11 protein-coding genes are annotated in these 22,540 nt (G+C 63.1%); 9 read left to right on the plus strand and 2 right to left on the minus strand.

Going from position 1 to position 22,540, the window contains the following annotated elements; genetic code table 11:
* Positions 1-238: 238 nt before the first annotated feature.
* The gene (locus CSQ92_RS14065; protein WP_099394390.1) at positions 239-2,764 is read left to right on the plus strand and encodes a TonB-dependent receptor; all 2,526 of its coding nucleotides are present in this window, start codon (positions 239-241) and stop codon (positions 2,762-2,764) included.
* 134 nt (positions 2,765-2,898) lie between these two features.
* On the opposite strand, the gene CSQ92_RS14070 is transcribed toward CSQ92_RS14065, so the two are convergent.
* Together CSQ92_RS14070 and CSQ92_RS14075 are read right to left on the minus strand one after the other, a co-directional pair.
* The gene (locus CSQ92_RS14070; protein ID WP_070260331.1) at positions 2,899-3,369 is read right to left on the minus strand and encodes a cyanophycin metabolism-associated DUF1854 family protein; all 471 of its coding nucleotides are present in this window, start codon (positions 3,367-3,369) and stop codon (positions 2,899-2,901) included.
* Positions 3,370-3,371: 2 nt separating this feature from the next.
* Positions 3,372-5,642 carry a cyanophycin metabolism-associated ABC transporter gene (locus tag CSQ92_RS14075; RefSeq protein ID WP_081345909.1) on the minus strand — a complete coding sequence of 757 codons (2,271 nt, stop codon included), beginning with the start codon at positions 5,640-5,642 and terminating at the stop codon, positions 3,372-3,374.
* Between the two features lie 467 nt (positions 5,643-6,109).
* On the opposite strand from CSQ92_RS14075, the gene CSQ92_RS14080 reads away from it, so the two are divergent.
* From CSQ92_RS14080 to CSQ92_RS14115, 8 genes are all read left to right on the plus strand, one after another.
* On the plus strand, positions 6,110-8,287 hold the full coding sequence (locus CSQ92_RS14080; protein WP_099394391.1) for a cyanophycin synthetase: 2,178 nt from the start codon (positions 6,110-6,112) through the stop codon (positions 8,285-8,287).
* A gap of 77 nt (positions 8,288-8,364) precedes the next feature.
* Entirely contained in the window at positions 8,365-10,935 is a 2,571-nt protein-coding gene (cphA, locus tag CSQ92_RS14085; protein WP_070260335.1) for a cyanophycin synthetase, read from the plus strand.
* Positions 10,936-11,129: 194 nt separating this feature from the next.
* The gene (locus CSQ92_RS14090; protein WP_257219212.1) at positions 11,130-14,276 is read left to right on the plus strand and encodes an EAL domain-containing protein; all 3,147 of its coding nucleotides are present in this window, start codon (positions 11,130-11,132) and stop codon (positions 14,274-14,276) included.
* 226 nt (positions 14,277-14,502) lie between these two features.
* Positions 14,503-17,166, plus strand: coding sequence for a TonB-dependent receptor (locus CSQ92_RS14095; protein WP_257219213.1), 2,664 nt, complete (start codon positions 14,503-14,505; stop codon positions 17,164-17,166).
* A gap of 295 nt (positions 17,167-17,461) precedes the next feature.
* On the plus strand, positions 17,462-17,746 hold the full coding sequence (locus CSQ92_RS14100; RefSeq protein WP_070281185.1) for a hypothetical protein: 285 nt from the start codon (positions 17,462-17,464) through the stop codon (positions 17,744-17,746).
* 44 nt (positions 17,747-17,790) lie between these two features.
* A complete protein-coding gene (locus tag CSQ92_RS14105) occupies positions 17,791-18,678 on the plus strand; it encodes a MurR/RpiR family transcriptional regulator (RefSeq protein ID WP_099394393.1) in 888 nt (295 codons plus the stop codon).
* Positions 18,679-18,758: 80 nt separating this feature from the next.
* Positions 18,759-20,081, plus strand: coding sequence for an aspartate aminotransferase family protein (locus CSQ92_RS14110; protein ID WP_099394394.1), 1,323 nt, complete (start codon positions 18,759-18,761; stop codon positions 20,079-20,081).
* 199 nt (positions 20,082-20,280) lie between these two features.
* Positions 20,281-22,518 (plus strand): serine/threonine-protein kinase, encoded by a 2,238-nt coding sequence (locus CSQ92_RS14115; RefSeq protein WP_099394395.1) that lies wholly within the window; start codon positions 20,281-20,283, stop codon positions 22,516-22,518.
* The last annotated feature ends 22 nt before the right edge of the window (positions 22,519-22,540 follow it).

Below are 22,540 nucleotides of genomic sequence, written 5' to 3' on the forward strand. Positions count from 1 at the left end.
ACAATTGGAATTTAATACTTTCCTGCTCATCACAAATTCAATTCATGTCTCGTCATTCTGGCGTGTGCCATGCGCATGCACAAATGCCCGGCAGTTCTTGACAGTCAAGATCAAAAAATGGTCTGATGAATTGCAAATTTAAAATACTAAATTTGTAAACATGGTAACTTTGAAAATAATTTCAAATAGCTAAATAAAACCCTAAGGAAACTAAAGTTTCCTAGTTGGAGGACAGACAATGATTGAAAAGAAATTAAGCAAATCCTTGCGCATGATGTTTGCCGGCACCTTGGTCATGAGCGCAGGTTTCATGCACCAGGCCGCCCAAGCGCAGGATGCCAAGGCTGGCGAGGAAAAACTGCAACGCGTAGTCGTCACCGGTTCCGCCATCAAGCGCGTGGACGCGGAAACCGCCGCGCCAGTGGAAATTTACAGCAAGAAAGATATCGAGCGCACGGGCGCCACCAGCGTCGCCGAGCTGGTACGCAACCTGGCCTCCATCGACATCAATGACCAGGGCGAACTGAGCGCCAGCTCGCCTTCCGGCTCCGGTACTACCAACATCAAGATGCGCGGCTTGAGCGAGCGCAACGTGCTGATCCTGTTGAACGGCCGCCGCCTGCCGACCAATGCGCTGGCTGACGGTTCGGGCGCGGGCGCCGCAGTCGACGTCAACGCCATCCCGCTGAGCGCGCTGGAACGCATTGAAATCCTGAAAGACGGCGGTTCGGCCATTTATGGCGCCGATGCGGTGGCCGGCGTGATGAACTTCATCACCAAAAAGAACTACCAGGGCCTGGAAGCGAAAACCAGCTACGGTCAAAGCTCGCGTTCGGACGCCAAGGAAAAGACAGCTAACCTCGTTTACGGTTTTGGCGACTATGACACCCAGGGCTTCAACGTGCTGGCCACGGTCGACGTGTTCAAGCGCGATCCGATCTACCGCAAGGACCGCGACCTGACCCGTTCGGCCGACTTCCGCCGTTTTGGCGGCCCCGATGGCCGCAGCGGCTTCCATCCTAGCGGCAATATCGCCGGCGGCGGCACCCTGGTGCCATGCCCACCGGGTGATCTGAGCGCCGGCTCCTGCCGTTTCGACGTCAACAAGACCTTGCTGACCTCGACCAATGGCGCCGACCGCGCCAGCGGCATGCTGATCGGCAGCCTGAAAATCAGCGACAGCATCCGCGCGTTTGCGGAATTTACGTATTCCGAAAGCAAGGATGACTTCGAATCCCAGGCCGCACCTGGCAATTTCCAGGTCAACGGCAAGACTGTTGCCGGCCGCTTCATGCAAATGGGTCCGCGCAAGACCAACCGCAAGGGCACAATGACCCAGTTCTCGACGGGCCTGGAAGGCACGACGCGCGGCATCGACTGGGATGTAGCCATCGGCAAGGGCGTGAGCAAGGCTACCAACCGCGATTCGAACTACGCGCACTATGATCTGTTCAACGAAGCGATCAAGAATGGCTCGATCGACCCGACCCGTACCGACAACGCGCAGGCAGCCGTCGACAAGATCCGCCTGACGCCTACGCGCGCCGGCAAGTCGGAACTGACCTTCTTCAATGCCAAGGCTTCCGCGCCGATCATGGACCTGGCAGGCGGCGCGATGGCTTACGCCGTCGGCGTGTCGTACAACAAGGAAACGCTGAGCGACCAGCCCGACCAGAACCAGATCGATGGCGTGGTCTTCGGCAGCATCCAGCAGGCTGCCGTCAAGGCGGACCGCAATTCCAAGGGCATCTTCGGCGAGCTGTCGATTCCATTCCTGAAAAACGTCGAAGCACAGGTCGCCGTGCGCTATGACGACATCTCGAATGTCGGCAGCAAGACCAGCCCTAAACTGGCTTTGCGCTATCAGCCGCTGAACAACCTGATGTTCCGCGGCTCGTATGCGGGCAGCTACCTGGCGCCATCGCTGAAACAGATGTTCGGCGGCGTCGATGCCGGCGCCTACACGACGAACGACAAGGAAGTCTGCAATGCCTTCCCTTCGATCTCGGGTAACTGTACCAACTTCTCCTACTACCAGGTCTCCGGCTCCAACAAGGACTTGAAACCGGAAACGGGCAAGACCTACAACCTGGGCATGGTGTTCTCGCCAGTGAACTCGCTGACGGTCAGCATCGATTACTTCAAGATCGACAAGAAGAACGAAATCGGCACCCTGTCGGAACTGAAGGCCATCGAGCGCGGCAACGTCGAAATCAAGAATGGCGACGCCCGCATCCTGCTGAACAACCAGAACCTGGCCACCACCGAAGTGCGCGGTTTCGATACGGACCTGCGCTACACCTCGCCGCAAACGATGTTCGGCAAATTCACGATCCGCAATGCGTCCACCATCTACACCCGCATGGAAACGCAGGATACAGAAACCGATCCGGTGCAAAGCACGCTCAAGACGTTCATGAATCCGAAGTACCGCAACACGTTCACGGCCAGTCTGGAAAAGGACAATATGTCCGGCTCCCTGGTCATCCGCACGACAGGCGACATGATCGACTCGGACTTGCGCCGCGACGAAATCAAGCCTGGCACCCGCACGATTCCTTCGCACACCGAAGTGGATCTGACGGGCCAGTACGTGGCGATGAAAAACCTGACCTTCACGGCCGGCGTCAAGAACCTGTTCGACAAGATGCCGCCGTTTAGCATCATGGGCGCAGGCAACCAGTACGGCACCCTGGGCTTTGCCCAGTTGTATAACGTGCGTGGCCGTTACTTCTACATCGGCGCAGGCTACAAGTTCATGTAATGTAGCGCAATCCCCCGGTGGCCTGAAATGGCTGCCGATACTCTCCCAAAAGCCGCATATTCATGCGGCTTTTTTCATTCCCTGCAGACGAAAAAAAACCGCTGCAGGCAGCGGTTTTCAAGACAGGCAATCGCTTACAGGAAGCGGTCGAGTATCTTCCGTGTCGTCTTGTCGATATTGAACATGTCACGGATCAAAAAGTGAATGCCGTGGTTATCGGCGATCAGCAGCGAAGTGGCACCGATGCGGCGGATGTCTTCCTCGCCTTTCAGCACGAATTGCGTCTCGCCCCGGTCCGTATCGACATGCCAGGTGCACGGCGTGGCGAAACTGGAGACGCTTTTCACGCGCGCGATCTCGGGCATGAATTCGCGCCCTTCCAGCTCTTCCTGCAGCAGGCTGCGCGCTGGCTCCGGCAAGGCGTCGATGCGGTCGATCCACGCCACTTCCTTGCCATTGCCCAGCACCAGCGAAATGCCTTCGTCGGGCGACTGGATGGGGAAGGCGCGCACGGGCGCCACGCCCTCAAAGACCTGGCCGTCCGCGTCCGTCATCACCAGCTTGCCGAAGGTGTCGCGGCTTAATGTAAAAGTTGTACTGGCCATGCTTATTCCTTGTCATCCAGGGCGAGTTCGTTGTTGCGCGCCTGTGCTTCGTAGAGGCGGAAATAGGCGCCCTCTTTCGCCATCAGTTCATCGTGACTGCCCACTTCGACGACCTGGCCGCGATCCAGCACCACCAGGCGGTCGGCCCGGTGCAGGGTCGACAGCCTATGCGCGATGGCGATCGTCGTGCGGCCCTGCACCAGGTTATCCAGCGCCTTCTGGATCTCTTTTTCCGTTTCCGAGTCGACCGACGATGTTGCTTCATCCATGATCAGGATGCGCGGGTCGATCAGCAGGGCGCGGGCGATCGAGATACGCTGGCGTTCGCCGCCGGACAAGCCCTGGCCACGCTCGCCCACCATCGAATCGTAGCCTTGCGGCAAGCGCAGGATGAATTCGTGCGCATGCGCGGCGCGCGCGGCGGCGATGATCTCCTGGCGCGTCGCATGCGGCTTGCCGTAGGCGATATTTTCCGCAATGGTGCCGAAGAACAGGAACGGCTCCTGCAGCACCAGGCCGATGTTGCGGCGGTAGTCGGACACGGCGAACGAGCGGATGTCGACGCCATCGAGCAGGATCGCGCCTTCCGACACGTCATAGAAACGGCAAATCAGATTGACCAGCGTGCTCTTGCCCGAACCGCTGTGGCCCACCAGGCCGATCATCTCGCCCGCCTTGATGTTCAGGGTGATGCCGCGGTTGACGGCGCGGTTGCCATAACGGAAACCGACTTCGCGCAAGTCGATGCGTCCTTCGATTTTGTCCAGTTTGACGGGCTGCGCCGGTTCCGGCACGCTCGACACGTGGTCGAGGATGTCGAAGATGCGCTTGGCGGCGGACGCCGATTTCTGCGTCACGGAGACGATGCGGCTCATGGAATCGAGGCGGCCATAGAAACGCGTGCTGTAGGCGATGAAGGCGGTCAGCACGCCGACGGTGATTTCGCCGCGCGACAATTGCCAGATGCCGAAGCACCAGATGACCAGCAAGCCCATCTCCGTCAGGAAGGAAACCGTAGGCGAGAACAGCGACCAAACCTTGTTCAGCTTGTCGTTGACGGCAAGGTTGTGCGCGTTGGCGTCGCGGAAGCGGGCCGCTTCGCGTTTTTCCTGCGCAAACGCCTTCACGACGCGGATGCCGGGGATGGTATCGGCCAGCACGTTGGTCACTTCGCTCCACACGCGGTCGATCTTTTCAAAGCCCGTGCGCAAACGGTCCCGCACCAGGTGGATCATCCAGGCGATGAACGGCAGCGGCGCCAGGGTCATGATGGCCAGCCACGGATTCATCGACCACAGGATCACGCCTGTCATGATGATCATCAGCACGTCGGACGCGAAATCGAGCAAATGCAGCGACAGGAAGACGCAGATGCGGTCGCTGCCGCTGCCGATGCGCGCCATCAGGTCGCCCGTGCGCTTGCCGCCGAAAAATTCCAGCGACAGCTTCATCAGGTGTTCATAGGTGGCCGAGCGCAAGTCGGCGCCCATGCGTTCGGATACCAGGGCCAGCACATAGGTCTTGCCCCAGCCCAGCAGCCAGGCCAGCAGGGCCGAACCGAGCAAGCCGCTCATGTAGTACACCACCAGCCAGGGGTCGATATGCTTGCCGTTCTGATACGGGATCAGCACATTGTCCATCAGCGGCGCCGTCAGGTAGGGCGGAATCATGTGCGCGGCCGTACTCAGCAGCATCAGCATGAAGCCCAGGGCCAGCTGGCCACGGTAGGGGTGGGCGAAACGCCACAGGCGGAACAGGGTCCAGGTCGATGGCGGCGTGTGCAGTACCTTGGCGCAGATCGGGCATTCTTCCTGCTCCGGTTCCAGGGGCGCCTTGCAGCTGGGGCACACTTCCTGCTCCGCTTCCAGCACGGGCTGGCCCGTCAGGTGGCTGTCGAGGCGCTCGACGAACTGTTCCAGCACGCGGATCGCATGCAGGTTCTGGCCCAAAGTGAAGCGCCACGACGCCAGGCGGCCGTGGTCGTCGAACAGTTCCAGGTGGCCGACACCGGCGTGGTCATGGTGCGTCAGGCGCAGTCCGGGGCGGAAAGACCAGCTTTTCCAGACGGTATCGCCCGGGGAACGGGCCAGTAAACGCTTCTCTGTGACAACAATTATGCCTTTTGTGAAACGTAATCGCGCATCGAGGTCAACCTCAACGCTACTTAAAACGTTCTCCCCTGGAGAAAGGTTGCTTTCCACTTCCGCCAGCCAGTGTTCCGGCAGCGAAGTGAGGGGAATAGTTGTTGCAGGAACACTCAGTTCAGTTGTCATCGTAAAGCATACTCCGGCTCGAGGCCAAGCCCTTCAGGGCGGGATTTGGGGGATGGGGCAGACGCCCGATCAATGTTTGTGTACTGCGCGATGGCGAGGCAGATGCACCAGTGGCAATTTCCTGTATTGTATCGAATGGATGCCTGCCGGTAAGGAATGATGGCAAAACGGAGCAAAAAAATGAGCGGCCATCGACCAGCGGCAAGTATACAACAGCCCGCTGTTGCGCAAATGCTCCAGCTTAGCCCAGAGTCGGTATCTTTATAACAAGTATGGCAACAATTAGTAACAATTAGAATGACAACACCAGCAGAATACGAGAAGCAAACGCGACAAGAGGCCGCTAAAAGTGGCACACTGCGCATACCCGGGATAAAGAACCAAGCACGAGCCTGAAAAGACTCTGTAGAGCCAACATAAAGTATCTGGCGCCCAGACGCCTGGCTTGTTATCAAGAAACCACTTACATGATCAAGAAGAAGAACATCGAATTTGCCCGCGTCACCCACTTGCGCGGCCCCAACATCTGGACTTACCGCCCGGTGATTGAAGCCTGGGTCGACATCGGCGAACTGGAAGACTACCCATCCAATACCTTGCCCGGCCTGTACGAGCGCCTGGTGGCGTGGCTGCCCGGCATGATCGAGCACCGCTGCGGCGTGGGCGAACGGGGCGGCTTTTTCGAGCGCCTGCGCGAAGGCACGTGGTCGGCCCACATCCTCGAACACGTCGTATTGGAACTGCAAAACCTGGCAGGCATGCGCACGGGCTTCGGCCAGACGCGCTCGACCAGCCAGCGCGGCGTCTACAAGATGGCCTTCCGCACGCGCGAAGAGCACGTGGGCCGCGCCGCCCTGGCCGCCGCGCGCGAACTGCTGATGGCTGCCATCAACGATGAAGCCTACGACCTGGAAGCGGCCCTGGCGCCCCTGCGCGACATGGTCGACGCGCGCTGCCTGGGCCCGAGCACGGCCAGCATCGTCGATGCGGCCACCGAACGCGGCATCCCTTCGCTGCGCCTGAACGACGGCAACCTGGTGCAACTGGGCCACGGCGCCGCGCAGCGCCGCATCTGGACGGCCGAAACGGACCGCACCAGCGCGATCGCCGAAGGCATCGCCAGCGACAAGGATCTCACCAAATTCCTGCTCAAATCGTGCGGCGTGCGCGTCCCCGAAGGCAGCCTGGTACGCAGCGCCGAAGCGGCCTGGGAAGAGGCGCAAGACATCGGCGTGCCCGTCGTCGTCAAACCCTATGACGGCAACCATGGCCGCGGCGTGTCCCTGAACCTGATGACGGAAGCGGACGTGAAGGCAGCCTACGACCTGGCCGCGCGCAAGGGCGACAGCTCGGCCGTGCTGGTGGAAAGCTTCATCACCGGCGATGAACACCGTCTGCTCGTGGTCGGCAACAAGCTGATCGCGGCCGCCAAGGGCGAATCCCTGTGGGTTGACGGCGACGGCGTCTCCACCGTGCTGGAACTGGTCAACACGCAGATCAATACCGATCCGCGCCGCGGCGAAGGCGAGGATTTCCCGCTGGGTACCGTCAAGCCGCATGAATCGGGCGAAATCGTGCTGGAACTGCAGCGCCAGGGCATGACCGCCCTGTCCGTGCCGCAGGCGGGCCAGAAAGTGCTGATCCAGCCGAACGGCAACGTGGCCATCGACGTCACGGACGACGTGCATCCGTCCGTCGTGCATGCGGCCCTGCTGGCCGCACGCGTGGTTGGCCTGGATATCGCCGGCATCGACCTGGTCACCACCGACATCACGCGTCCGCTGGAAGAGCAGCGCGGCGCCATCATCGAAGTCAATGCCAGCCCTGGCCTGCTGGCGCACATCAAGCCGGGCGTGGGCCAGCCCCGCCCTGTCGGCGCGGCCATCGTCGACCACCTGTTCGCGCCCGAGGAAACGGGCCGCATTCCGCTGATCGGCGTGACGGGTACGCGCGGCGCCAGCCTGATCGTGCGCATGCTGTGCAAGCTGCTCAACCTGTCGGGCCTGCACACGGGCGCCGTCTGCAGCGAAGGCATGTATCTGGACCAGCGCAGAGTCGTCAGCAGCGATTGCGTGAACTGGGACGCAGGCCAGCGCCTGCTGCTCAACCGCACCGTGCAGACGGCCCTGTTCGAGAGCAATCCGCGCATGATCCTGGCCGAAGGCCTGGCTTACGACAAGTGCCAGATCGGCGTCGTCACGGACATGGGCAGCCTCGATAGCGTCAAGGATTTCGACGTGCTGGACGAAGCGGGCCTGTACAAGGCCGTGCGCAGCCAGGTCGACGTGGTGGTGCCGACGGGCGTGGCCGTGCTCAATGCCGCCAACGCGCATGTGCTGGAACTGGCCGAGCTGTGCGACGGCACGGTGACCCTGTATGCGCAGGATGGCAGCCTGGCCGCCATCGCGGCGCAACTGGCCGCCGGCCAGCGCGCCGTATTCGTGCGCGGCAACCACATCGTGCTGGCCGAAGGCGGCATCGAAACGGTCTTGCTGTGCCTGGACCTGCTGAAACCGGCCACAGCCGGCAATGTCGACAGCGTGCTGGCCGTCGCGGCGGCCGCCTGGGCCCTGAACCTGCCCGTCGATCTGATTTGCGCCGGACTGCGCACCTTCGACGCGGCCCCCGGCTGCATCGGCAACTGACAGCACAGGCAAAGCAGCACTCAAGCCCGGCCATGACGGCCGGGCCCACAAGAACACAACAGGATTACGGTTTAATTATGGAAGTATCTCGCGTACGGGCCTTGCGAGGCCCTAACCTCTGGAGCCACGACACCGCCGTGGAAGCCATTGTTTCCTGCACCACGCAGGAACTCGACATCGCCCAGCTGCCCGGCTTCGAAGCCCGCCTGCGCGCGCGCTTTCCGCAACTGAGCCCGCTGCAACCGCTGGGCAATTACAACGCGGCGCCGATGGCGCAGGTGCTGGAACTGGCGGCGCTGGGCCTGCAGGCGCAAGCCGGCTGCCCCGTCACCTTCAGCCGCACTACGCCGACCCTGGAAACGGGCATCTTCCAGGTCGTCGTCGAATACTCGGAAGAAGCCGTCGGCCGCCTGGCGCTGGAACTGGCGCAGCAGCTGTGCCAGGCCGCGCTCGACGATGCGCCGTTCGACCTGGCCGGCGCGCTGCACCAGTTGCAGGAACTCGATGAAGACGTGCGCCTGGGCCCATCGACAGGCGCCATCGTCAACGCCGCCGTGGCCCGCAACATCCCGTTCCGCCGCCTGACCGAAGGCAGCCTGGTGACGTTCGGCTGGGGCAGCAAGCAGCGCAAGATCCAGGCCGCCGAAATGGACGGCACCAGCGCGATTGCCGAAGCCATCGCGCAAGACAAGGAACTGACCAAGAAGCTGCTGGACTCGGCCGGCGTGCCGGTGCCGCACGGGCGTGTCGCCGTCGACGCGGACGATGCCTGGGCCGCCGCCTGCGAGATCGGCCTGCCCGTCGTCGTCAAGCCGAAGGATGGCAACCAGGGCAAGGGCGTGACCGTCAATGTCACTACGCGCGAACAACTGACGGCCGGCTTCCTCGCGGCGCAGGAATTCCGCGACGATATCCTCGTCGAGCGCTATCTGCCGGGCCATGATTTCCGTTTGCTCGTCATCGGCAACAAGATGGTGGCCGCCGCCCGCCGCGACCCGCCGCAAGTGGTGGGCGACGGCCAGCACACGGTGCGCGAACTGGTCGACCAGGTCAACCTGGATCCGCGCCGCGGCAGCGGCCACGCCACCTCGCTGACGAAAATCCGCTTCGACGACATCGCCCTGGCCAGCCTGGCCAAGCAGGGCTATGTGGCCGAATCCGTGCCGCCCGTAGGCCAGCGCGTGATCTTGCGCAATAACGCCAACCTGTCGACGGGCGGCTCGGCCACCGACGTCACCGTCGACGTGCATCCGGAAGTGGCGGCGCGCGCCGTCGCGGCCGCGCACATGGTGGGCCTGGACATCTGCGGCGTGGACGTCGTCTCCGAAAGTATTCTGAAACCGCTGGAAGAGCAGAACGCCGGCATCGTGGAAGTGAACGCCGCACCGGGCCTGCGCATGCACCTGGCGCCGTCGTTCGGCAAGCCGCGTCCCGTGGGCGAAGCCATCATCGCCGCCATGTTCGCCGAAGGCGACGATGGCCGCATTCCCGTGGTCGCCGTCACGGGCACCAACGGCAAGACCACCACCGTGCGCCTGATCGCCCACCTGCTGACGGCTTCGGGCCTGCGCACGGGCATGACGAATACGGATGGCGTGTACATCGAAGGGCGCCAGATCGACAGCGGCGACTGCAGCGGCCCGCGCAGCGCGCGCAACGTGCTGCTGCACCCGGACGTGGACGCGGCCGTGTTCGAAACGGCGCGCGGCGGCATGCTGCGCGAAGGCCTGGCCTTCGACCGTTGCCAGGTCGCCGTGGTGACCAACATCGGCGCCGGCGACCACCTGGGCCTGAACTACATCACCACCGTGGAAGACCTGGCGGTCCTGAAGCGCGTGATCGTGCAGAACGTGGCCGACAGCGGCGTGGCAGTCTTGAACGCCACCGACCCCGCCGTGGCGCGCATGGCCAAGAATTGCAGCGGCACGGTGACCTTCTTCGCCGCCGACAAGACGCATCCAGTGATGGCCACGCACCGCGCACAGGGCAACCGCGTGGTGTACGTGGAAGACGGCAAGCTGGTCGCGGCGCAGGGCAAGGAACGCCACGAAATCGCCCTGTCGCAGGTGCCGATCACGCGCAACGGCGCCATCGGGTTCCAGGTCGACAACGTCATGGCGTCGCTGGCCGCCGCCTGGGCCGTGGGCCTGGACTGGAAAACCATCGCGCTGGGCCTGAAAACCTTTGCCAATGAAGCCGACAATGCGCCGGGCCGCTTCAACGTCTTCGATTATCGTGGAGCCACGCTGATCGCCGACTACGGCCACAATCCGGACGCCATCCTGGCGCTGGTGCAAGCCGTGGAAAGCATGCCGGCCAAGCGCCGCTCGGTGGTCATCAGCGGCGCCGGCGACCGCCGCGACGAAGACATCCGCCAGCAGACGGAAATCCTCGGCGCCGCCTTCGACGATGTGCTGCTGTACCAGGATCAATGCCAGCGCGGCCGCGCAGACGGCGAAGTCGTGGCGCTGCTGCGCCAGGGTTTGAACGGCGCCAAGCGCACCAGCCATATCGATGAAATCAACGGCGAATTCGTCGCCATCGACAAGGCCCTGGCGCGCTTGAACGAAGGCGATCTGTGCCTGATCCTGATCGACCAGGTGGAAGAAGCGCTGGCGCACATCGCCAAGCGCGTCGCCGAAGCATAAGCGCAGTATCATCGCGCACAAGGGCGGCCTGCGGGCCGCCCTTTTTTATGCGCGCGCGCCGCCTCCCTGCGCGCACCCGCATGGTGCAAAAGCCTCCTTGCAAGCTTGTAAATTCAGGCATGGAAATTGCTCATAAGAAAACATAAATGGGCTGACAAGAAGGTGGGGCACGCATGGTGGGCAGAATCTCGCGCATGATCGGGAAATTGACGGTGGGGCGCAAACTGGCGCTGATCTATTTGCTCGACCTGTCCGCCGTCATCTTCATTTCCGGCATCCTCATCAACGAAAAATACATCGCCATCGATTTCTCGCGCAAGGAGATGGCGGGCAACGACTACATCGCCGCGATCCGCGATGCGCTGCTGCCCCTGGCACGCGCGCAAGCCGATGCAGCCGGATCGGCAGCTGCCATCGAACTGGCCGAGCGCCAGTTCGGCAGCGATATGCGCAGCGCGGAATTGAGCAGGGAATTTTCCGCCCTGCTGCGCCAGTCCGGCAGTACGACCTTTGCGCCGGACGACGGCATCGCGCCCTCGCCCGCCTTCGTTGCAGGACGCGCACTGCTCACGCGCGTGGGCAACCAGTCGAACCTGATCCTCGACCCGGACCTGGACAGCTACTACACCATGTCGCTGGTGATCCTGCGCTTTCCGGAACTGCTGGAAGTGATCAACAGCACGCGCGCCCTGGCCCTGCAACTGGCGACGGCCGAAGGCGCGCAGCGCCAGCGCCTGCAAACCCAGTTCCTGATCCTGGAAGGGCGCATGGACGCCACCATGGGCGGCATCGGCAGCGACTACACGGAGGCGTTCGCGGCCAGCACGCCGCTGCTGCGCCAGCACCTGGACGGCTCGCGCGCGGCCATGCAGCAAGCCGTGGCGCAGTTTCGCGCCAGCACCCAGGCGCTGGCCGGCGCGCCGTCCCTTGCCGCTGGCAGCGCCGCGCTGCTGCGCCACGATGCATCCGCCTCTGCGGCCCTGCTGCATGCCTGGCGCGAAGCGGAAGGCGAATTGCACCGCCTGATCCAGCTGCGCGTGGACGGCTTCTTTACGCGCATGTGGCTGCACCTGGGCACGGCCGTGCTGCTGCTGGTAATGATATTGGGCCTGGTGTTTTTCGTCGCGCGCCAGATCGCCCTGCCCATCCGCCGCCTGGCGCGCGTGGCGCAGGAAGTGCGCGAAACGGGCGACCATAGCCTGCGCGCCATCTGGGACAGCGAAGACGAAACGGGGCGCCTGGTCAGCGCCTTCAATACCATGCTGCAGCAGCTCGATTTCCAGCGCATGGCGCAGCAGGAACTGGTGGCCAGCGCCAGCGCGGCCGATGCGCAGCGCCAGCTGGTCGACGCCATTCCCATCCCGCTGATGGTCACCTCGATCCCCCATCACCAGGTGCTGCACGCGAACCAGGCCGCGCACGCGTGGCAGGGCGGCCTGGAACTGGACCCGTGGGTGGGCGGCATGAGTCCGCAAGCCCGTTCGCGCTTCTTCCAGCGCTTGAGCGACCTGGGCGCCGTCGATGAATTCGAGGTGTGCTGGAGCGGCAGCGGCACGCCAACGTGGGCCCTGATTTCCGCGCGCCTGATCGACTACCAGGGCCAGCGCGCCGTGCTGTCGACCTTCACGCCGATCAACAAGATGAAGCTGATGGAGTCGCGCCTGGAACTGTGGGCCAAGGTCTTCGAGGCGTCCGCCGAAAGCCTGATCGTGATGGACGCCGGCATGCGCATCATCACCGTCAACCAGGCCTTCCGCCGCCATTCGCTGTACGACATGGTGGAGCTGATCGGCAAGCGCCCGGCCTTTTTGCTCGCCCCCGACAACAGTCCCGAGCAGCTCGACAGCCTGCGCCGGACCCTGGCGCGGCGCGGCTACTGGCAGGGCGAGATCCGGGTGCAGCGCAAGTCGCTGGAAAGCTATCCCGCCTGGCTGGTGATGAACGCCGTGCGCGACCTCGATGGCGTCACCACGCATTTCATCGCCAGTTCGCTCGATATCAGCGAACGCAAGGCCAGCGAGCGGCAGATCGAGCACATGGCCCACCACGACGCGCTGACGGGACTGGCGAACCGCCACGTGTCGAACCTGCGCCTGGCGGCAGCCATCGCGCAGGCGCGCCGCAGCGGCGAAAAGGTGGGCGTGCTGTTCGTCGACCTGGACCGCTTCAAGCACGTCAACGATGCGCTGGGCCACCACGTGGGCGACGCGCTGCTGCAATCGGTGTCGGCGCGCCTGCTGCAGCTGGTGCGCGAAGGCGATACCGTCAGCCGCCTGGGCGGCGATGAATTCGTCGTCATCCTCAATGGCATCGGCGACGCCGCATCCATCGCCGCCCTGCTTGACACGCGGCTGATACCGGCCATGCGCCAGCCGCACCAGGTGGAAGGCAACGAGCTGTATGTCTCGTGCAGCGTGGGCGTGGCCATCTATCCGGACCACGGCGGCGACATGGATACCCTGATGCGCCACGCCGATGCGGCCATGTATCAGGCCAAGAGCGGCGGACGCGATCACGCGCGCATGTTCACGCCGCAGATGCAGGAGCAGCAGTTGCAGCAGCTGCACCTGGAAAGCGATCTGCGTCACGCCATCGAACGGCAGGAACTGGTGCTGTACTACCAGCCGCGCATCGATGCGAAAAGCAGCCGCCTGAATGGCGTGGAAAGCCTGATCCGCTGGCAGCATCCGCAGCACGGCCTGATCGCGCCCGACAGCTTCATCCCCGCCGCCGAGGAATCGGGCCTGATCGTCTCCATCGGCGCGTGGGTCATCCGCGAGGCGTGCCGCCAGCAAGTGGCCTGGCGCGAAGCGGGCGCGGGCGACATCGCCGTGTCGATCAACCTGTCGGCCATCCAGTTGAAAAGCGGCGGCCTGGTGGCCACCTTGCGCGAAGTGCTGCGCGAATTTCCCGTCACGCCGGGACAGATCGAATTCGAGCTGACCGAGTCCATCCTGATGGACAACGTCGACGACACCATCGCCACCCTGCACGCCATCAAGGCACTGGGGTTTGCGCTGTCGATCGACGATTTTGGCACCGGCTATTCGAGCCTGAACTATCTGTGCCGCTTCCCGCTCGACAAGCTGAAAATCGACATGAGCTTCGTGCAGGACATCCACGGTTCGCCGCAGAATCTGGCGGTGACGAAAACCATCATCGGCCTTGGCCATACCCTGGGTCTGACGGTCACCGCCGAAGGCGTGGAAAGCGCGGCCGATGCCGACGTGCTGCGTCATGCCGGCTGCGATGAATTGCAAGGGTATTACTTTGCCCGCCCCATGCCGCAGGCGCACTTCATGGCCTGGCTGGCGCAAACCACCGCGCCCTGCGCCGCCTGACACTTCCTGTGGAGCGCCCGCAACGCGCAGGCGCCAGCTTCGACAACGCGCGGCGGCCGCCAGGGCGCATGAATGCAGCAGGGATACCGGAATTGGTATTGACATCGCAAAAGAAGTCATTTGTGGGGCAAAGTCATTCCCACCTACCATGTTTCTGAGCAAGTTCCAGCTCTGGCGGCGACTGCCGCAGCGTTCTCAACATAACTAAAATACAGGTGGAGACAAGATGAAGCAATTGATGGCAACGGGCACCCGCACGTCCCGACAAAACACACGGTTGACCTTGAAGGCCACGGTGGCCGCCCTGGCCGGCGCCGGCCTGCTGAGCAGCGCTTCCGTCTGGGCGCAACAGGCGCCCGCCGTGGACACGCCAGTGGAGGAAACGGCACCGGCAGCAGCACCGGCGGCCGACAATGCCGGCATCGCCGTCGTCGCCGTCACCGGCGTGCGTCGCGCGGCGCAAAGCGCACAGACGATCAAGAAAAACAACGACCAGGTGGTCGATTCCATCGTCGCCGATGAAATCGGCAAATTCCCCGACAAGAACGTGGCCGAAATCCTCGGCCGCGTGACGGGCGTGCAGATCCGCCGCGAAGGCGGCGAAGCGGGTACCGTCATCATCCGCGGCTTGCCCGGCGTGGTGACCTTGCTCAATGGCCGCGAAATGTTCACCTCAGTGGGCCGCAGCCTGTACCTGGCCGACATCCCGACGGCCATGCTGCAGCGCGTGGACGTGTACAAATCGCAGGGCGCCGACATGGTCGAAGGCGGCACGGCCGGCGTGATCGACGTGCGCACCAACCGCCCCTTCGACTTCAAGGGCTTTACGGCATCGGGCAACGTGCGCGCCGAGCACCGCGACAAATCCGGCTCGACGGACCCGAACGTCAGCGGCATGGTCTCGAACCGCTGGAAGACCCCATACGGCGAGTTCGGCGCACTGCTCGGCCTGTCCTACCAGCGCGGCAAATACTATGACGAGACGATCTGGAATGCCGAACCCGTCAAGCGCCCCGAAGCGGGCAATATCACGGGTCCCGATTCCGTCGGCATGATCCCGACCGTGGGCGACCGCAAGCGCTATGCGGCGAATGCCGCCTTCCAGTGGCGCCCGAACTCGCAGGTGGAAGTGTATGCGGAAGGCATGTCGACCCTGATCAAGCATGCGTTCGACAGCCAGTTCTTCGTCGGTTCACTGCCGTGGGGCCAGAACCCGGACATCACCCTGATCCCCGGCACCAATCAGGCGTCCACGGTGGGCAAGATCGACGGCCCATGGTCGCCGTTCACGCTGGGCTCGACCCAGGCGCGGCGCGACCGCTCGATCGGTTCGCAAGGCGCCATCGGCGCGCGCTGGGACATCACGCCGCAGCTGCGCGCCACCACGGAACTGGCGCGCACGGTCAGCAACTTCGAGCGCGAATTTCCCATCCTCGACTTCCTCGCCCATCCGACCAGCGTGATCGGCAGCACCAACGTCAACGGCGGCGCGCAGATCAGCTACCCCGGCTACAACATGACGGATCCGAAGAACTACACCCTGCTCGGCTTCTACGACAATCACAGCCACGACGAAGGCAGCTCGACCGACTGGCGCGGCGACGTGACCTACGACATGGACAGCACGGGCTTCTTCCGCGAATTCTCGGGCGGCGTGCGCCTGGCCAAGCGCAAGGCGGAATCCATACGCGAAAAGAACGTGCAAGGCGGACTGACGTCGATCATGACTGCCGACGCCCTGCCCGGCCTGGCCTGCACTTCGCACAAGAACACGGGCAATTTCGGCCTGCAAAGCTGGCTCACGCCATGCCGCGACTTCATGCTCAACAACACGGATACCTTGCGCCAGCTGTTTACGGGCAGCAGCGAGCGCAGCCCGGACGATCCGATGACCCACTTCAAGGATGTGGAAAAAACCAATGCCGTCTACGGCAAGGCGCGCATCGGCTTTGACCTGGCGCAAGTACCGGTCGATGGCACCCTGGGCGTGCGCGTGGTGCAGACCAAGCAGGACTTGCAAGGCAATTCCTCGCAAAACGGCATCATCACGCCCGTACGCGTGAAGACTTCGGATACGGACGTGCTGCCCAGCATGACCCTGAAAGCCATGCTGCGCCAGGACCTGATCGCCCGCATGACGGCAGGCAAGGCCGTGCAGCGCCCGAACTTCGCCGACTTCAACCCCGGCGTGACTCTGGGCCAGAGCCTGGAGATGGTGCGCCCGACGGGCAACGGCGGCAATCCCGACCTCAAACCCGTGGAAGGCAAGAACCTCGACGTGGCGCTGGAATGGTATTTCGCGCAAACGGGTTCCGTCACGGCCACCGTGTTCCGCCACAACTTCAAGAATTACATCCTGTCCGGTTCGGCCAAGGAAACGTATGGCGGCATCGAGTACGACATCACGCGTCCGCGCAACACCTCGAAGGGCCATCTGCAAGGCGTGGAAATGGCTTACCAGCAGTTCTACGACAAGCTGCCAGGCTGGATGAGCGGCCTCGGCCTGCAGGCGAACGCCACCTACATGACGGGCGAGCTGGAAGAATTGAATGGCAGCGCGCATCCGTTCACGGGCATGTCGAAATGGTCGGCCAATATCGTCGGCCTGTACGAACAGGGACCGTGGTCGGCGCGCCTGGCCTACAGCTGGCGCGACAAGTACGTCGACGACTACAACTACCGCGGCAAGGGCATCCACCTGACCGTCGCGCCAACCAAGACCCTGGACGCTTCGGTCTCGTACAAGCTCAACCCGAACACCACGGTGACTTTGGACGCGAACAACCTGCTCGACTCGACCTACCGCGACTACCACGACACGCCCGAGTATGTGCGCGATGTGCGGCGCTATGACAAGGTTGTCGGCCTGTCGGTACGCTGGAGCTACTAAAAACGCCCAGGGCGTTGTTGCCGCGCCTCGCCCTGGACGTTTTTAGCACCGGCAATAACACCTGACCAAACCGGCCGCGCGGCGCGCTTTGCGGCCGGCGATGGTTTTGTCAGGCGTCGAAACGTCATTGAAATACATATTCTTTCTTCCTTGAGGGTTTTCAGCGCCAGCCGGCAACGGTTGGCGTTTTTTTGCTTTGCGGAATCTATCCGACAGTGGAATTGATTTAACGCAAAATGGCGCCGCCGGGGGCTTTTATGCTGGCAGCTTGACTAGCGAACCCGGCGGGGACAGCATGCGCAATGCACGGCACGTCGACACACAGTTATTTCAACCCGACATCCCGGTGCGGCTCGACATGCGCACGGCGGCGCTGGTCGAGCATGCGCTGGCCTTGCAGGAAATGGCCGGCACGGGCGCCGCCGCCCTGTTTTTGCACTGCCACGACGTGCCGCTGCCCACCGCCCTGCGCGTGCTGACGACGGGACCGCGCCGCAAACCGGCCGGGCCGCACCTGTTTGCACGCCTGCGCCCGCGCACGGCCGCACTGGCGCAAGGCTTGCCGCTACCGGCGCGCTGACGAATCCTGTACCATCGCCGCAACCGATCACATGAGGCACGGCGATGCAGGCAGCGACACCCCACGACTCCTATGCGGCACTGATGGACCTGATCAAGGCCCGCCATGCGGAACTGAGCCCGCAATTCCAGGCCGGCGCCCGCTACCTGGCCGACCATCCGGACGAAGTGGCCGTCTCATCGATGCGCAGCATCGCCGCGCGCGCGCAGGTGCAGTCGGCCGCCCTCGTGCGCCTGGCGCAACAGCTGGGCTTTGCCGGCTGGCCGGAACTGAAAGCCATCTTCGTCGAGCGCCTGCGCACCGCACCGGCCGGCTATGCGGCAAAGGCAGATGCGCTGGCCGGCAAGGACGGGAACCTGGTCACCGAAGTGTTCACGGTGCAGCAGCGCAACCTGGCCGCCACGGAAAGTGCCAACCACGCCGCCCTGGACGCGGCCGCCAACCTGCTGCAGGTGGCACCCCGCGTGCATGTGGCCGGCTTTCGCGCCGCCCACCCCATCGCCTACACCCTGCACTACCTGTACCGATTGCTGCGCCCCAGCGTGCAGCTGCTGAGCGGCCAGGGCGGCACCCTGGAAATGGACTTGCGCGCCCTGCAGGCAGACGAAGCCGTCGTCGTCGTCAGCTTCGCGCCCTATTCCAGCGAAGCGCTGCTGGTGGCGCAGACGGCGCGCCGGGCTGGTTGCCAGGTGGTCGCCATCAGCGACAGCCCCCTGTCGCCGCTGGCCCTGCAAGCCGATGCCAGCATCGTCATCGCCGTCGACAGCCCCTCGTTCTTCCCCTCCATCGTGGCCGGCGTCGCGGCCGTCGAAAGCCTGGTGGAACTGCTGGTGGCGCGCGCGGGGCCCGATGCCGTCACCGCCATCGGCGCGGCGGAAAGCCAGCTGCGGGCGCTGGGCGCCTACGCAAAAACACCAAATGATGTAAATTAAAAACAAATACATCAAACGTTGTTAAATGGCGCAACGCCTTCTATAATCGGTCTTCCCCTTGCCGATAAGAAAGCGATGCCATGAGCCATGTCTTCCACCGCAGCTTGACCGCCAGCTATCCCGTCGCCACGGGCGGCGATGGCCCTTACCTGATCGATGCCGACGGCAAGCGCTACCTGGACGCCTGCGGCGGCGCGGCCGTCTCCTGCCTCGGCCATGCGGATGCGGCCGTGATCGCGGCAGTGCAGCAGCAGGTTGCCAGGATGGCGTACGCGCACAGCTCGTTTTTCACCACCGAGCCGATGGAGCAGCTGGCCGATTTCCTCGTCGCCCGTGCGCCGGACGGCATCGACAGCGTGTATTTCGTCTCGGGCGGTTCGGAAGCGGTGGAAAGCGCGCTCAAGATGGCGCGCCAGTATTTCGTGGAACGGGGCCAGCCGCAGCGCCGCCACGTCATCGCGCGCCGCCAGAGTTACCACGGCAACACACTGGGCGCACTGGCCACGGGCGGCAACGCCTGGCGCCGCCAGCAATTCGAACCGCTGCTGATCGACGTGACGCACGTGTCGCCCTGCTACGCCTGGCGCGACCAGCCAGCCCATGAAACGGACGGCGACTACGTGGCGCGCCTGGGTCAGGAACTGGAAGACACTATCGCCGAGCTGGGCGCGGACAAGGTCATGGCCTTCATCGCCGAACCCGTCGTCGGCGCCACGGCCGGCGCCCTGCCCGCCGTCGCCGGCTACTTCCAGCGCATGCGCGACATTTGCCAGCGCCATGGCATCCTGCTGATCCTCGACGAAGTCATGTGCGGCATGGGCCGCACGGGCAGCCTGTTCGCCTGCGAGCAGGAAGGCATCACGGCAGACCTGATCTGCATCGCCAAGGGCCTGGGCGCCGGCTACCAGCCCATCGGCGCCGTGATGGTCTCCAAGGACATCCGCGACACCATCCGCGCCGGCACGGGATTCTTCCAGCATGGCCACACGTATATCGGCCACGCCACGGCCTGCGCCGCCGCCCTTGCCGTGCAGCGGCAGATCGAGGAACGCGATTTGCTGCTCAACGTGCGCGCCATGGGCGGCTTGCTGCAAGAGCGGCTGCTTGCGCGTTTCGATGGCCATGCGCACGTGGGCGACATCCGCGGCCGCGGCCTGTTCCTGGGACTGGAACTGGTGCAGGACCGCGCCAGCAAACAGCCTTTCGACCCTGCCCGCCGCCTGCATGCGCGCATCAAGGCGCAAGCCATGCAGAACGGGCTGATGTGCTACCCCATGGGCGGCACCATCGATGGCCTGCATGGCGACCACATCCTGGTGGCGCCGCCCTACATCATCGACGCCAGCCACGTCGATGAAATCGTCGACAAGCTGGGCACGGCCATCGATGCGTGCGTGGCGTAGCCGCGCAAGCCGCGGCAGAAATGCGCAAGGGCCTCGACCAGCAACTTTTGTTCACTCCTTGCCAATATTAATTGACTTATTTTAAACAATCGTTTTAAATCAGGAAGTTACTCAAAATCAATCATCTTGAGCATTCAAACATCGCATTGCCCTTTTCGATGCTGGACGCCCACGTTGATGCACTCTGAAGCCAAGGTATATGGAACTGCTCGACTCCCTGCGTCAGCCCCCACTGCAAGACGACACGATCAGCGGGCACTATGAAGTGCGCCGCTTGCTGGGCGAAGGCGGTTTCGGCCATGTATTCGAAGCCTGGGATGCCAAGCTGTGCCGCAGCGTGGCGCTGAAACGCCTGAAACCGCAAGCCGACGTGCTGCATCCGGAAAAACTCATCAATGAAGCACGCCTGGCCGCCTCGCTCAAGCATGCCGCCTTCGTGCGCATTTTCGCCATCGAAGGCCAGGGCACGAGCCAGTCCATCGTCATGGAACTGGTCGAAGGCCAGACCTTGGGCCAGTTCATGCACAGCGGCAAGGCTGACCTGCAAGCCGCGCTCGACATCGCTTACCAGATCGCCGATGCCATGGACGAGGCGCACGCCATGGACCTCGTGCACGGCGATCTGAAACCCTCGAACCTGATGCTGGAGGCAAACGGCAAGGTGCGCATCCTCGACTTCGGCCTGGCCCGCCACATCGACCCGCAAGCAACGCAAACTACCACCCTGTGCGACTTGCAGGGCACGATTGCCTACATGGCGCCCGAGCGCCTGATGGGCCGCCTGCCCGACACGCGCGGCGACGTGTATGCCCTGGGCGCCATGCTGTACGAAATGCTGGCCGGCCAGCGCCACTTCGCCCACCTGAACGGCCTGGCCCTGGCCGCCGCCCACATGCAGGCGACGCAGCCGTGGCCCGACCTGCCCGACTCCGTCCCACCCGCCATCAACGCCCTCGTGCGCGCGATGACGGCGCACGACCCGGCGGAACGGCCACGCACCATGCGCGCCGTGCGCGAGGCGCTAGGCGCGCAGCGCGGCGAACCGCTCACCTTGGCTGCGCCCCTGGCCGACGAGCCGCCGGCGAAGGAAGAGCCGCCCGCCAGCGTCTCCATCCGCCTGCCCCTGCCCCGCAAGCGCACCCTGAAATGGGGCGCGGGCGTGGCACTGCTGGCCGTGCTGGCAGGATGGCAGTTGCCCAATATCGTTCCTGCCGTCAAATCGTTCGTCACAGGCGAAAAGGCGCCTGCGCCGTATTCGGAAATGGCCAGCATGGCGGCGGGGATGGAGGCGTTGCGGGTGTTTGATCGAGACACCAACCAGCAACTAGCCATCCAGGAATTTACCAAGGTTCTGACACATACTCCAAACCATTCAGCGGCGGCCGCCGGTTTGTCGCTGGCATCCGGCCTGCGCTACATCGGCAATGGCCGCGATCCCACCTGGCTGCAGCGTGCAGATATCAGTGCCAAATTGGCATTAGCAGCGGACAATCAACTTGCACTCGCCCATGTGGCGCAAGCCTGGGTCCTGGAATTTCAAGGAAAACGCGCCGAAGCCATGCAACTGGCCAACGCGGCCCTGAACCTGGAACCCAACAATGTCATGGCGCTGTATGGGAAAGTGCGCCTGTTGATCCATGCACAAAGATTTGAGCAAGCACAGGCTTTGTTGGAACATGCCATTGCGACCTATCCACAGGAGCGTCTCTTCATATCTCAGCTTGGCGCCATGTACTACAAGCAGGCTAACTATATGGCTGCCGAGCAGGCTTTTCGCAAAAGCATCAAAATGGATCCGCAAACGCCCGGCTCCTATGCCCAGCTGAACGCCGTCCTGCTACGCCAGAATCGTCCCGATGAAGCATTGCAAGTATTGCAACAGGGATTGCAGGTACGTCCTGACTGGGAGCTATACACTAATTTGGGGACATCGCTATTTGCCAAGGGCGACTATTCGGGTGCCGTCCAGGCATTCGAGAATGCCGTTTCCGACAATAAGGGAAATCCCGGTAACTATTGGCTGTGGGCAAATCTGGCCGATGCCCAGCGCTGGGTGCCGGCCCAGGCGAAAGCATCGCAGCGCTCCTACGAACGGGCCATCGAACTATTGACGCCGCTGCTGAAACGCCTGCCCCATGATCCCACATTCAACTCCAGGATGGCATTGTATTGCGCTTACGCAAATATCAAACAGTCAGCCCTAGTTCATGTGAAACAGGCTGTCACGCTGGCGCCCGAGGCGCCCGATATCCATTTTCGCGCCGCCTTGACCTATGAACTCATAGGAAATCGAGCTGAAGCATTCACCGCCCTGACGCATGCGATCAAGCGTGGCTACCCTATCAATCTGATCGAATCCACACCCGATCTGTTGAATCTTCGGCGAGATACTCGCTACCAGCAATTACTTGATATAGAAAGAAACGATAAAAAATGACCTATGTAAGCCCTTGGATGAA

The sequence above is a fragment of the Janthinobacterium sp. BJB446 genome (assembly GCF_002735655.1).
Taxonomy (GTDB): Bacteria; Pseudomonadota; Gammaproteobacteria; order Burkholderiales; family Burkholderiaceae_D; genus Janthinobacterium; species Janthinobacterium lividum.